General features: G+C 72.6%; 9 protein-coding genes. 6 read left to right on the top strand and 3 right to left on the bottom strand.

Annotation, left to right across the window (positions count from 1 at the left end):
* The first annotated feature begins 257 nt into the window (after positions 1–257).
* The 5 genes from IE265_RS02540 (at position 258) to IE265_RS02520 (ending at position 8,708) form a co-directional block, all read left to right on the top strand.
* A complete protein-coding gene (locus IE265_RS02540; RefSeq protein ID WP_190033598.1) occupies positions 258–1,151 on the top strand; it encodes a hypothetical protein in 894 nt (297 codons plus the stop codon).
* A 636-nt stretch (positions 1,152–1,787) separates the two neighbouring features.
* A complete protein-coding gene (locus tag IE265_RS02535) occupies positions 1,788–2,492 on the top strand; it encodes a spermine/spermidine synthase domain-containing protein (protein ID WP_190033597.1) in 705 nt (234 codons plus the stop codon).
* 112 nt (positions 2,493–2,604) lie between these two features.
* On the top strand, positions 2,605–3,342 hold the full coding sequence (locus IE265_RS02530; RefSeq protein WP_190033596.1) for a response regulator transcription factor: 738 nt from the start codon (positions 2,605–2,607) through the stop codon (positions 3,340–3,342).
* Positions 3,343–3,375: 33 nt separating this feature from the next.
* Entirely contained in the window at positions 3,376–4,611 is a 1,236-nt protein-coding gene (locus IE265_RS02525) for a HAMP domain-containing sensor histidine kinase (protein WP_229915974.1), read from the top strand.
* A gap of 275 nt (positions 4,612–4,886) precedes the next feature.
* Positions 4,887–8,708, top strand: coding sequence for a multifunctional oxoglutarate decarboxylase/oxoglutarate dehydrogenase thiamine pyrophosphate-binding subunit/dihydrolipoyllysine-residue succinyltransferase subunit (locus tag IE265_RS02520; RefSeq protein WP_190033595.1), 3,822 nt, complete (start codon positions 4,887–4,889; stop codon positions 8,706–8,708).
* Positions 8,709–8,931: 223 nt separating this feature from the next.
* Here IE265_RS02520 and IE265_RS02515 read toward each other — a convergent pair whose 3' ends face one another.
* The 3 genes from IE265_RS02515 to IE265_RS02505 are packed head-to-tail and all read right to left on the bottom strand — an operon-like array spanning position 8,932 to position 11,087.
* The gene (locus IE265_RS02515; RefSeq protein ID WP_229915973.1) at positions 8,932–9,816 is read right to left on the bottom strand and encodes a transporter substrate-binding domain-containing protein; all 885 of its coding nucleotides are present in this window, start codon (positions 9,814–9,816) and stop codon (positions 8,932–8,934) included.
* 10 nt (positions 9,817–9,826) lie between these two features.
* On the bottom strand, positions 9,827–10,636 hold the full coding sequence (locus IE265_RS02510; protein WP_190033594.1) for a hypothetical protein: 810 nt from the start codon (positions 10,634–10,636) through the stop codon (positions 9,827–9,829).
* On the bottom strand, positions 10,620–11,087 hold the full coding sequence (locus IE265_RS02505) for a hypothetical protein (RefSeq protein WP_190033593.1): 468 nt from the start codon (positions 11,085–11,087) through the stop codon (positions 10,620–10,622). The genes IE265_RS02510 and IE265_RS02505 overlap by 17 nt, the downstream gene beginning before the upstream one ends.
* 296 nt (positions 11,088–11,383) lie before the next feature.
* Here IE265_RS02505 and IE265_RS02500 point away from each other — a divergent pair, with 296 nt between their 5' ends.
* Entirely contained in the window at positions 11,384–11,569 is a 186-nt protein-coding gene (locus tag IE265_RS02500) for a DUF6104 family protein (protein WP_190033592.1), read from the top strand.
* The last annotated feature ends 826 nt before the right edge of the window (positions 11,570–12,395 follow it).

Below are 12,395 nucleotides of genomic sequence, written 5' to 3'. Positions count from 1 at the left end.
ACCGCTCGACCGGTTCCCCGATTCCGCGATTCCCCGACTCCGCGGGGCGCCCCGCGGGCCCCATGACCCCGCGTCCTCCTTGTCCCACGTCCCCATGACCCGCGGTGCGGCGACCCTGCGGGCTCGCGACCGGCTCACGGCGGGCTCACGGCGGGGAACCCCGGCGAACGTTCCCCGGTGGCCGTGCGTCACAGTTCCGACGGCGCGATTCCGTCCGCCGTACGTCCTGCCGTCCTGCCGTCCGCCCTGGGGGAAACATGCGAGGCATCAGACCGCTCCGCCCGATGGCGGCGCTCGCCCTGTTCGTAGCGGGGTCCGTAGCAGTGACGGCCTGCGGGAGCGGAGGGGCCGCGAGCGGAGGGGCCGGGCAGGGACAGGGCGGCGGCCGCTCGGAACGCGCCGAGCGCGCCCGCCTGGTCTCCGCCGCGTGGAAGGACTCGGAAGCGGCGAAGGTGTGGCGGGAGGGCTACTACCCGCTGGGCGACCCCGTGCGGCTGCCCGAGGGGGCCTTCCGCAACGAGGCCGACAAACGTGCGTATCTCGGCCGCTCCTTCGAACTGCGCGGCACGCTCCCCGACCCGGCCGGCGCGAAGGGCGCCGAGGGGAAGGTCCGCTGGCGCGCCGGGGGCTCCCTCACCGTGCCGGTCGACTCGGCGCGGGCCTCGTACGAGCGGCTCGACCAGGGCGAGGGGCCGGGCCCCGCCCTCGTCGTCACCGGTGCCCGGTTCGGCTCGACCTCCGTCCTCACCAGTCGGGGTCCGGCGACCGTGCCCGCCTGGCACTTCACGCTCAAGGGGTACGACACCCCTCTCACCAGGGTCGCGGTGACGGGAGCGGAGAAGGACCTGGAACCGCCGATCGAGCCCCTGGAGATGCCGACGGACGACCTGGCGCCGCTCGGCGGCCTGGCCTCGGTGTCGAAGGACGGCCGGAGGGTCACCGTGCGCGCCGAGCACGGGTCCTGCGACGACGGCCCGGCGGTCGACGTGGCGGAGACCGGGGACAGCGTGGTGCTCTCCGGATGGGTCCGGGGCACCTCCGACGGCCCCTGCAAATCGGACCTGCGCATCAAGAAGGTGACCGTCGAACTGGACGCCCCGGTCGGGGAGCGCCTGCTCCTCGACGCGTTCACGGGCATGCCGGTGTCGTAGCGGCACCCGTGGGAGTGCCGTGCCCGGCGCGGGGGTCCCGCCCCCTGGGCCCGGACACGCGTCCGGTTCCCGGGCCCTCAGGGCGGGGCGGCCTCCCGCCCGGGGCGGGCCCGGGCGGGAGGCCTCGCCGCGGTGCCGCCGTACGAACGGCCAGGCGGCCACTCCGACGGCCAGGGCGCCTGACGCAGGGCCGCCGGACACGGGCCCGCCGGTCACGGAGCCGCCGGACAGGGAGTCGCCGGTCACGGGGCCGCCCGACGCGGCCGGACGCACCGCGTCCCCGGCATCGCGTCCCACCGTCCGGGGCTCCTTCCGTCCGCCCCGTCGCGGCGCCGGTCCGCACGCCGCCCACGGCGGGCGCCGCGCACGGGCCGGACCCGATGCGGCCGGCGGCTTCGCGGGCGCCCGGTTCCAGCGTCCGTCGCGGGCCCGCCGTCCACCACCGTTCCGGCACGGCCCGCCGCTCCACCGCGACCGCGCGGTCGGCCCCGCCGGCTTCCCGGGCCCGGCCTGCCGCCCGGGTACGCCGGCGGTCGGGTCACGCCGGGGAGGGGCGCCCTCCCCCGGCCCCGGGAAGCCGGCCGGTGTCGCGGCAATTCGGCTGCCCCGCCCGTCCGGATTCGCCAGGATGGGGCCATGTCCACCGCGTACGAGCTTCCCCATGGCACGGACCCGTCCGGCCCGCCCGAAGTGATCGACCGCCGCGAGGGGCCGTACGGCGAGGTCGTGCTCCGCCGCCACGGCGGGCTGCTGCAGATCATCGCCAACGGCTGCTTCCTCATGGACACCTCCGACGGCCGCTCGGAGAGACGCCTCGTCGACGCCGCGCTCGACGCGCTCGACGGGCGTCCCGGCCCCGAGGTCCTGATCGGCGGACTCGGCGTCGGATTCTCACTCGCGCACGCGGCGGAGCAGCCCCGATGGGGCCGCGTCACGGTCGTCGAGCGGGAGCGGGCGGTCATCGACTGGCACCTCTCGGGCCCGCTCGCCGAGGTGTCCGCGAGGGCCCTCCGCGACCCGCGCACCGAGATCGTGGAGTCCGATCTCGTCGCATTCGTCAATGAGACATCGGACACGTACGACGCGCTGTGCCTCGACATCGACAACGGGCCCGAATGGACGGTCACGGAGGGCAACCAGAGCCTCTACTCGGAGGCCGGACTCGCCGCGTGCGCAAGGGTGTTGAAGCCCGGCGGAGTGCTCGCGGTATGGTCCGCGACCCCCTCGCCCGGTTTCGCAAGAACCTTGGGGAATGCCGGGTTCCAACAGGTGCGTACCGAAGAGATCCCCGTTGCCCGGGGCGTTCCCGACGTCGTGCACCTCGGGGTCAGGGCTGGATAGCCGAGCGATGGTCACTGCCCGTACCCTGCTCACCTGACGCCGATCATTCAAGCGTCAATAGCAGTCAGGGAATCACCCCACTGATTCCGGAAAGCACACCCAGGGGCGGGCGATGGAGCAGACACACACCTCGCACAACGGCGCGGCGGCCACGCCGGGCGCGCAGCGCCGCGTGCTGGTGGTCGAGGACGACCCCACGATCGTGGACGCCATCGCCGCCCGTCTGCGCGCGGAGGGATTCCTCGTGCAAACGGCCGGTGACGGCCCCTCCGCCGTCGACACCGCCGAGGCCTGGCAGCCCGACCTGCTGATCCTCGACATCATGCTGCCGGGCTTCGACGGCCTGGAGGTCTGCCGCCGCGTGCAGGCGGCCCGCCCGGTGCCGGTCCTGATGCTCACGGCGCGCGACGACGAGACGGACATGCTGGTCGGGCTCGGCGTCGGCGCCGACGACTACATGACGAAGCCGTTCTCGATGCGGGAGCTGGCCGCGCGCGTGCACGTGCTGCTGCGCCGGGTGGAGCGGGCCGCGCTCGCCGCCTCCACGCCGCGCTCGGGCATCCTGCGCCTCGGCGAGCTGGAGATCGACCACGCGCAGCGCCGGGTGCGGGTGCGCAGCGAGGACGTCCACCTCACGCCCACCGAGTTCGACCTGCTGGTCTGCCTGGCGAACACACCGCGCGCGGTGCTGTCGCGCGAGCAGTTGCTGGCCGAGGTGTGGGACTGGGCCGACGCGTCCGGCACCCGGACCGTGGACAGCCACATCAAGGCGCTGCGCCGGAAGATCGGCGCCGAGCGGATCCGTACGGTGCACGGAGTCGGCTACGCGCTGGAGACCCCGACGCCTTAGAGTCGGGCACCCTGATTCGAGGGGGCGGATGTCATGAGCGGTATCGGCTTGCCACGCAAGGGCGCGGGGACCGGCACCGGACCGGGCACGCAGGCCGGAGCGGGCGCGGGTCCGGGCGTCCCCGGTGCCGGCGCGTCCCCCGCCGGGGGCCCGCCCTCGGGACCGGGCCCGGGACCCGGTCCGGGTTCGGGCTCCTGGGGCGATGTGCGCCCCTTCTCGATCAAGACGAAGCTGGGCACGCTCGTCGTCGTCTCCGTCTTCATCACCACCGGCCTGCTGATCATCGCCGCGCGCACCGAGACCGAGCTGCGCTTCATCACGGTCTTCTCGATGATCGCGACCCTGCTGATCACCCAGTTCGTGGCGCACTCGCTCACCGCTCCGCTGGACGAGATGAACAGGGTGGCCCGGGGCATCTCGCACGGCGACTACACCCGCCGGGTCAAGGGCGCCGACCGCCGCGACGAGCTGGGCGACCTGGCCCAGACGATCAACCGGATGGCCGACGACCTGGAGGCCCAGGACCGCCAGCGCAAGGAGCTGGTGGCCAACGTCTCCCACGAGCTGCGCACCCCCATCGCGGGCCTGCGCGCGGTCCTGGAGAACGTCGTGGACGGGGTCTCCGCCGCCGACCCCGAGACCATGCGTACGGCCCTGAAGCAGACGGAGCGACTCGGGCGGCTCGTCGAGACGCTGCTGGACCTCTCCCGGCTGGACAACGGCGTCGTACCGCTGCGCAAGCGCCGTTTCGAGGTGTGGCCGTACCTGTCGGGCGTCCTGAAGGAGGCCAACATGCTGTCCTCCGCGCGCGGGGGAATCGCCTCCGGCTCCGGCAGCCACACGCGCACCGACGTCCACCTCCACCTCGACGTCTCCCCGCCCGAGCTGACCGCGCACGCGGACCCGGAGCGGATCCACCAGGTCGTCGCCAACCTCATCGACAACGCGGTCAAGCACAGCCCGCCGCACGGACGTGTGACCGTACGGGCCCGGCGCGGCGAATCGCCGGAGTCCCTGGACCTGGAGGTCCTGGACGAGGGGCCGGGGATTCCGCGCTCGGAGTGGCACCGGGTCTTCGAGCGGTTCAACCGCGGCGGTGTGGCGGCGCCGCACGGCCCCGGCAGCGACGGCGGCACCGGTCTCGGGCTGGCGATCGCCCGCTGGGCGGTGGATCTGCACGGTGGCCGGATCGGCGTGGCCGAATCCCAGCGGGGCTGCCGGATCCAGGTCACTCTTCCGGGAGTGCCCTCCACCGACCGGTTGACGTAGGGTTCGAGTCAGAGCCCAAGATCCACCTGTGATCGGGCAGCAGGACACGTGTCATCGTCCGTGGACCCGGCATTTAGGGGCCGCGGTCCGGAGCCGACGCGCACCTTCCGCATCGGAACCTCGCTTGTTTCCCGCCAATTCCAGCGCCGAAACACAGCAATCTGTGTGACTTACGCGACGATGACCAGGCCCGGCCTGACCTACCCGGCCGGGGGGGCGTAGCCTTTATTCCCGCTGTCCATCACCTTGTGAAGCGGAAGAGGGCGGTTGCCGCCGTGTCGCCACAGTCCCCCAGTAACTCATCGAGCGTCTCGACCGAGGACCAGGCCGGGAAGAACCCCGCTGCCGCGTTCGGTCCCAACGAGTGGCTCGTCGACGAGATCTATCAGCAGTACCTCCAGGACCCGAATTCGGTAGACCGAGCCTGGTGGGACTTCTTCGCCGACTACAAGCCGGGCGGCGCCGCCGCCTCGGCTCCGGCGGGTACCGCGGCCGCGGGGGCCGCGGGCACCACCACGGTGGCTGCGCCCGCCCCGGCGCCCGCGGCGCCGGTCAAGGCCGCGCCTCCGGCCCAGGCCACCCCGGTACGGGCCGCCGCGGCTCCGGCCGCACCCGCTCCGGCCGCCCCCGCGGCGCCGAAGCCGGCCGCCGCCGCTCCGGCGCCCGCCAAGCCCGCCGCGGCCGCGCCGGCCGCCGCGAAGCCCGCGCCCGCCGCGACCCCGTCCGCCGAGGGTCCGGAGTACGTGACGCTGCGCGGACCGAGCGCCGCGGTCGCGAAGAACATGAACGCCTCCATCGAGGTGCCCACGGCCACGTCCGTGCGCGCGGTCCCGGTGAAGCTGCTCTTCGACAACCGCATCGTGATCAACAACCACCTGAAGCGTGCCCGGGGCGGGAAGATCTCCTTCACCCACCTCATCGGCTACGCGATGGTGCAGGCCATCAAGGCCATGCCGACGATGAACCACTCCTTCGCGGAGCGGGACGGCAAGCCGACCCTGGTCAAGCCGGAGCACGTCAACTTCGGCCTCGCCATCGACCTGGTGAAGCCCAACGGCGACCGCCAGCTCGTCGTCGCGGGCATCAAGAAGGCCGAGACGCTGAACTTCTTCGAGTTCTGGCAGGCCTACGAGGACATCGTCCGCCGTGCCCGTGACGGCAAGCTGACGATGGACGACTTCAGCGGTGTCACGGTCTCCCTGACCAACCCCGGCGGCCTCGGCACCGTCCACTCGGTCCCGCGTCTGATGCCCGGGCAGTCGGTCATCATGGGCGTCGGCTCGATGGACTACCCGGCGGAGTTCCAGGGCACCTCCCAGGACACCCTGAACAAGCTCGGCATCGCGAAGGTCATGACGCTCACGTCGACCTACGACCACCGGGTCATCCAGGGCGCGGCCTCGGGCGAGTTCCTGCGCGTCGTCGCGAACTACCTGCTCGGCGAGAACGGCTTCTACGACGAGATCTTCGAGGCGCTGCGCATTCCGTACGAGCCGGTCCGCTGGCTCAAGGACATCGACGCCTCGCACGACGACGACGTCACCAAGGCCGCCCGCGTCTTCGAGCTGATCCACTCCTACCGGGTCCGCGGCCACGTCATGGCCGACACCGACCCGCTGGAGTACCGCCAGCGCAAGCACCCCGACCTGGACATCACCGAGCACGGCCTCACGCTCTGGGACCTGGAGCGCGAGTTCGCCGTCGGCGGCTTCGCGGGCAAGTCCCTGATGAAGCTGCGCGACATCCTCGGCGTGCTGCGCGACTCGTACTGCCGCACCACCGGCGTCGAGTTCATGCACATCCAGGACCCGAAGCAGCGCAAGTGGATCCAGGACCGCATCGAGCGCCCGCACAGCAAGCCGGAGCGCGAGGAGCAGCTGCGCATCCTGCGCCGGCTGAACGCCGCGGAGGCCTTCGAGACCTTCCTGCAGACGAAGTACGTCGGCCAGAAGCGCTTCTCCCTGGAGGGCGGCGAGTCCGTCATCCCGCTGCTGGACGCGGTCCTCGACAGCGCGGCCGAGTCGCGCCTCGACGAGGTCGTCATCGGCATGGCCCACCGCGGCCGCCTGAACGTCCTCGCGAACATCGTCGGCAAGTCGTACGCGCAGATCTTCCGGGAGTTCGAGGGCAACCTCGACCCGAAGTCGATGCACGGCTCCGGCGACGTGAAGTACCACCTGGGCGCCGAGGGCACCTTCACGGGCCTGGACGGCGAGCAGATCAAGGTCTCGCTGGCCGCCAACCCCTCGCACCTGGAGGCGGTCGACCCGATCCTCGAGGGCATCGCGCGCGCCAAGCAGGACATCATCAACAAGGGCGGCACGGACTTCACCGTCCTGCCGGTGGCCCTGCACGGCGACGCGGCCTTCGCGGGCCAGGGCGTCGTGGCCGAGACCCTGAACATGTCGCAGCTGCGCGGCTACCGCACGGGCGGCACGGTCCACGTCGTCATCAACAACCAGGTCGGCTTCACGGCCGCCCCGGAGTCCTCGCGCTCCTCGATGTACGCCACCGACGTGGCCCGCATGATCGAGGCCCCGATCTTCCACGTGAACGGCGACGACCCGGAGGCCGTGGTGCGCGTCGCGCGCCTGGCCTTCGAGTTCCGCCAGGCGTTCAACAAGGACGTGGTGATCGACCTCATCTGCTACCGCCGCCGCGGTCACAACGAGTCCGACAACCCGGCCTTCACGCAGCCGCTGATGTACGACCTGATCGACAAGAAGCGCTCGGTGCGCAAGCTCTACACCGAGTCGCTGATCGGCCGGGGCGACATCACGCTGGAGGAGGCCGAGCAGGCGCTGCAGGACTACCAGGGCCAGCTGGAGAAGGTCTTCACGGAGGTCCGCGAGGCCACCGCCGCACCGTCCGAGGCGCACGTCCCGGACGTGAAGCCGGAGTTCCCGGTGGCCGTCACCACGGCGGTCTCCCAGGAGGTCGTCAAGCGGATCGCCGAGTCCCAGGTCAACATCCCCGAGCGCGTCACCGTCCACCCGCGCCTGCTGCCGCAGCTGCAGCGCCGCGCGTCGATGGTCGAGGACGGCACGATCGACTGGGGCATGGGCGAGACGCTCGCGATCGGCTCCCTGCTCCTCGAGGGCACCCCGGTGCGCCTCTCGGGCCAGGACTCCCGCCGCGGCACGTTCGGCCAGCGCCACGCGGTGCTGATCGACCGGGAGACGGGCGAGGACTTCACCCCGCTCCAGTACCTCTCGGACGAGCAGGCCCGCTACAACGTCTACGACTCGCTCCTGTCCGAGTACGCGGCGATGGGCTTCGAGTACGGCTACTCGCTGGCCCGCCCCGAGTCCCTCGTGCTGTGGGAGGCGCAGTTCGGCGACTTCGTCAACGGCGCCCAGACGGTCGTGGACGAGTTCATCTCGTCGGCGGAGCAGAAGTGGGGCCAGACGTCCGGCGTCACCCTGCTCCTCCCGCACGGCTACGAGGGACAGGGCCCGGACCACTCGTCCGCCCGCCCGGAGCGCTTCCTCCAGATGTGCGCGCAGAACAACATGACGGTCGCCATGCCGACCCTGCCGTCGAACTACTTCCACCTCCTGCGGTGGCAGGTGCACAACCCGCACCACAAGCCGCTGGTGGTCTTCACCCCGAAGTCGATGCTCCGCCTCAAGGCGGCCGCGTCGAAGGCGGAGGAGTTCACGACGGGCGGCTTCCGTCCCGTCATCGGTGACGCGTCGGTGGACCCGTCCGCCGTCCGCAAGGTCGTCTTCTGCGCCGGCAAGGTCTACTACGACCTCGACGCGGAGCGCACCAAGCGCGGTGCGACGGACACGGCCATCATCCGCATCGAGCGCCTGTACCCGCTGCCGGGTGCCGAGCTCCAGGCGGAGATCGCCAAGTACCCGAACGCCGAGAAGTACCTGTGGGCCCAGGAGGAGCCGGCGAACCAGGGTGCCTGGCCGTTCATCGCGCTCAACCTGATCGACCACCTGGACCTGGCGGTCGGCGCGGACGTCCCGCACGGGGAGCGCCTGCGGCGCATCTCCCGCCCGGCATCCTCGTCGCCCGCCGTGGGTTCGGCGAAGCGCCACCAGGCCGAGCAGGAGCAGCTCGTGCGCGAGGTGTTCGAGGCCTGACCGGTCCGCGTGCGCGCCCGAGCGTGCGAGGAGGGCCCGGTTCCCGCGATGTCGCGGGGACCGGGCCCTCCGGCGTTCCGGCGTTCCGGGGCGGGCGGGTCAGCGATGCCGGTGCCGGGCGGGGCCGGGGCTACTTGTGAGGCATGGGTGACCCGCGGGGCGGCCCTGGAGTCGGGTGGAGTCGGGGTGACCGGCGGGGCCGCCCGGGAGCCGGGCGGGGGCCTCAGCTGCTCGGCGTGTCACGGCAGGACCGCGCGTCGATCGCCTCGTCGCTCGGCTCGTAGTCGCTGATCCAGCCCGGCTCCGTGTCGGCGATGTCCGGCAGGGACGTCGTGACGTCCCTGATCCAGTCGCTGCTCCCGACGTACCGCTTCACGAACTCGCGCAGCTCCCGGCAGTCGGCCCGGTGGCCCTTCGGCAGGCCGATCCCGTAGTGCTGCGGGGCGCCGATGGTGACGTCGGGGACCACCTCCAGGCCGTCCTTCGCGTGCTGGCGCGCGAAGCCGTGCAGGATCATCTGGTCGGTGGAGACCGCCTGCACCTTCCCCTTCTTGAGTTCCTCCAGGCAGTCGGAGGCGTCGACGAGCGTCTTGGACGCGATGCCCTCGCGCTTCAGGTCGGCGACGGCGTCCGCGGACGTGGTGCCCTCCCACGAGCACACCATCCCGCCCTCGAGGTCGTCGAGTTCGTCGACCTTCGATTCGGGACCCACCAGGAATCCCTGGTAGGTGGTCACGTACGGGCCCACGAAGTCCACGTACCTCATGCGTTTCTCCGTGATGGAGAACGACGCGAACACCATGTCGAGATCCCCCTTCACCAGCACCGGGACGCGCGCTTCGGAGGAGATGTTGCTCGGCGGGGAGGACCGGAACCCCAGGCCCTCCCTGACGCGCTCGAAGACCAACTGGTCGAAGCCCGACCGGTGGTAGTTCTCCTCGTAGCCGACGCCGGGCAGGTCGTTGTGCATGCCGACGCTGATCCGGTCCCGGTCGAGGAAGGTGTCGTCCTGTTCGTCCGAACCGGAACTGACGGCGAGCGCCAGTCCGGCCGCGACGATGGCGCAGAACGCCGCCACCGCCACGTACACACGGTTCTTCGAGCTCACTGCGTACCCCTCAGCCGCGCAACACGGCGTCGTCGACGAACACGTTCATGCTGCATCCCTTGTCGGTGCGGACCGTCACGAGGACGGTGAGGACGCCCTTCGCCCCGCCCAGCGGCAGTTCCACCGGCCGGCCCGACCGGACGTCGCCCGCGGTGTTCCGGCCGCCCTCGAGACGGACGGCCAGGTCGGTGTCCGGAGTGCAGGACTGCCTGGCCGGGGTCTCGTCCTCGACCTGGAGGACGAGACGCAGATGCGTACGGTGCGGGCCGCCGGACACGACAAGGGTGAGCGTCTCCCCGTCCTTCAGCGGGCCGGGCCGGACGACCCGCACGAGCCCCGTCACGTCGACCTCGCCGTGGACGCGCAGTTGCTCCGTCCGTACCGCCCCGCCGACGGCGAGGGCGACGGACAGCGCGGAGGCGAGCGCCTGGACCGCGGCGGGGCCCCTGGCGCCCGCCACGCGCACGAAGGCGATCAGCACGGCCGCACCGAGCGCGAGACGGACCCAGAGGAACTGGCCGGCAGGCCCCTCCGGGGTCCGCACCAACGCGACACCGCACAGCCCGAGGACCACGGCGAACGGAGGCCAGTTCCACACCCGCCAGCTGCGGGCGCCGTCGAGCGTGTTCCGCAGCGCGTCGCCGACGACCAGGCTCACGACGAAGTTGCCGAGCACCTGCCCGACGGCCGTGGCCCATCGGCCCTCGGCCCGGACGTCCGGCCCCCGGCCCGGCGGTGTGCCCTCGCGGACGTCGTCGCGGACGTCGTCGCGGGTGCCACCCCGAAGGCGGCGGACGCCGTCGTCAGTGGGCCGGGTCATCCGCCGCTCTCGGGGTGGCACCGAAGTTCACGGTCAGGTCGCGGAGCTGCCCGACGGCCACGGCGTGCTCGCCGTGGGCCTCCGTGTGGAAGGTGGCGCCCGGCCGCACGCCGGCTGCCTCCGCCACCCGCTCCCGGAGCGCGGACGCGCTCAGGTCGCCGCCCCCGAGCCAGTGGCCGATCGCCGTCTCCAGCGCCTCCCGCTGCTCCGCGGACAGCCCCGCGAGTGCGGCACCCACGTCGTCCGGCACCACCTCCGGCACGTTGTCCGGTGCGGGGCCGCCGCCTTCGCCGCGGCGCCCCAGGGCCGCGTCCAGGAAGGTCCGGCCGCCCTCCACGACGCTCTGGGCGAGCCGGTCCCGGGCGGTCATGAGCACGGCCGTTCCCATCGAGCCCGCCGCGGCGCTCAGCCACGGCGCCAACTGTCCCGCGACCGTCATCAGTTCGGACATCTCACCGCTCCGTCTCGCACCGCTGGGCGGACGCCCGCACCCCACGGACGACCAGGACTGTGGACAGCTCCCGCAATGGCTCGGCATGCTCGGAATCTCTGGGGCCTGGCTCGGCATGGCTGGGCATGGCTGGGCATGGCTGGGCATGGCTCGAATGCACGCCGAAAGAGGGGAGTTACCCCCGTTGATCCCGGCGCACACCCTAGCCACGGGAGCGGGCCGTCGAAGGGGATCGACCGGTTTCGTAGGCTGTGGGAAGCAGAACGACCGGGTACGCACGCAGGAGAGCAGCCACCATGTACTTCACCGACCGCGGCATCGAGGAACTTGAGAAGCGGCGCGGCGAGGAGGAGGTCACTTTCGAGTGGCTCGCCGAGCAGTTCCGTACGTTCGTCGACCTGAATCCGGACTTCGAAGTTCCGGTCGAGCGGCTGGCGACCTGGCTCGCACGGCTGGACGACGACGAGGACGACGAGGAGTAGGCGGACCCCTCCGGGACAGCCCCGGCTCCGCGCGGCCCGCGTCCGACGCCGGGTCGGACTGCGGGGCCCGTGGTGCGGCTCGGGGTCACGCTGGGCGACTCCTGCCCGGCTCGGGGTCGCGCGGATGGGCCGGGGTGCGGCTCGGGGGCGACCTGCGGGGCCCGTGGTGCCGCTCGGGGGCGCGCTGGGCGACTCCTGCCCGGCTCGGGGTCGCGCTGCCGGGCCCGTGTCCGGCTCCGGGTCGCGCGGATGGGCCGGGGTGCGGCTCGGGGTCGCGCTGCCGGGCCCGTGTCCGGCTCCGGGTCGCGCGGAAGGGCCGGGGGCTCGGGGGCGCGCTGCGCGGCTCCTGCACGGCTCGGGGGCGCGCGGATGGGCCCGCGTCCGGCTCCGGGTCGCGCGGGATGGGCCGGGGTGCGGCTCGGGGGCGCGCTGCCGGGCCGTGGTGCGGCTCGCGGTTGCGCTGGGCGGCTCCTCCCCGGTTCAGGGTCCCGCTGCGGCCTGTGGCGCGACTCCGGGGCCGCCTGAGGGACGGCTCTTGGCGCGGCTCCGGGACGGCTGGCGGGAGCGACCTCCGGGTACAGCTCGCCAAGCGGCTCCCGGGCGACCTCCGGGGGCGGCTTGCGGAGCGTCTCGCGGGCAGTCCTGGGGTGAGCCCGCGGGGCGGCGTCCAGGTAGGGCTCCGCCCGCCTGTGCCGCCGGGTTGCGGGCCCGGGGCGGGCCACCGCAGGAGCGGCCGCCTCGCCGGCCCTCAGGGCCATCCGCCGGGGCCGGCCCCTCTCGGGACGGCCGGTCGCGCGGCACGACCCGTCGTCGACGCGCCTGGGCG

The sequence above is a fragment of the Streptomyces fructofermentans genome, from assembly GCF_014651055.1.
GTDB lineage: Bacteria > Actinomycetota > Actinomycetes > Streptomycetales > Streptomycetaceae > Streptomyces > Streptomyces fructofermentans.
The sequence above is the reverse complement of the archived record's forward strand: the minus strand, read 5'-3'. Positions and strand labels throughout refer to the sequence as shown.

Excerpts from the sequence above, each read along its gene's own strand:
- IE265_RS02540 (WP_190033598.1), top strand. The coding sequence starts at position 258 with ATGCGAGGCATCAGACCGCTCCGCCCGATGGCGGCGCTCGCCCTGTTC.
- IE265_RS02535 (WP_190033597.1), top strand. The coding sequence starts at position 1,788 with ATGTCCACCGCGTACGAGCTTCCCCATGGCACGGACCCGTCCGGCCCG.
- IE265_RS02530 (WP_190033596.1), top strand. The coding sequence starts at position 2,605 with ATGGAGCAGACACACACCTCGCACAACGGCGCGGCGGCCACGCCGGGC.
- IE265_RS02525 (WP_229915974.1), top strand. The coding sequence starts at position 3,376 with ATGAGCGGTATCGGCTTGCCACGCAAGGGCGCGGGGACCGGCACCGGA.
- IE265_RS02510 (WP_190033594.1), bottom strand. The coding sequence starts at position 10,636 with ATGACCCGGCCCACTGACGACGGCGTCCGCCGCCTTCGGGGTGGCACC.
- IE265_RS02505 (WP_190033593.1), bottom strand. The coding sequence starts at position 11,087 with ATGTCCGAACTGATGACGGTCGCGGGACAGTTGGCGCCGTGGCTGAGC.
- IE265_RS02500 (WP_190033592.1), top strand. The coding sequence starts at position 11,384 with ATGTACTTCACCGACCGCGGCATCGAGGAACTTGAGAAGCGGCGCGGC.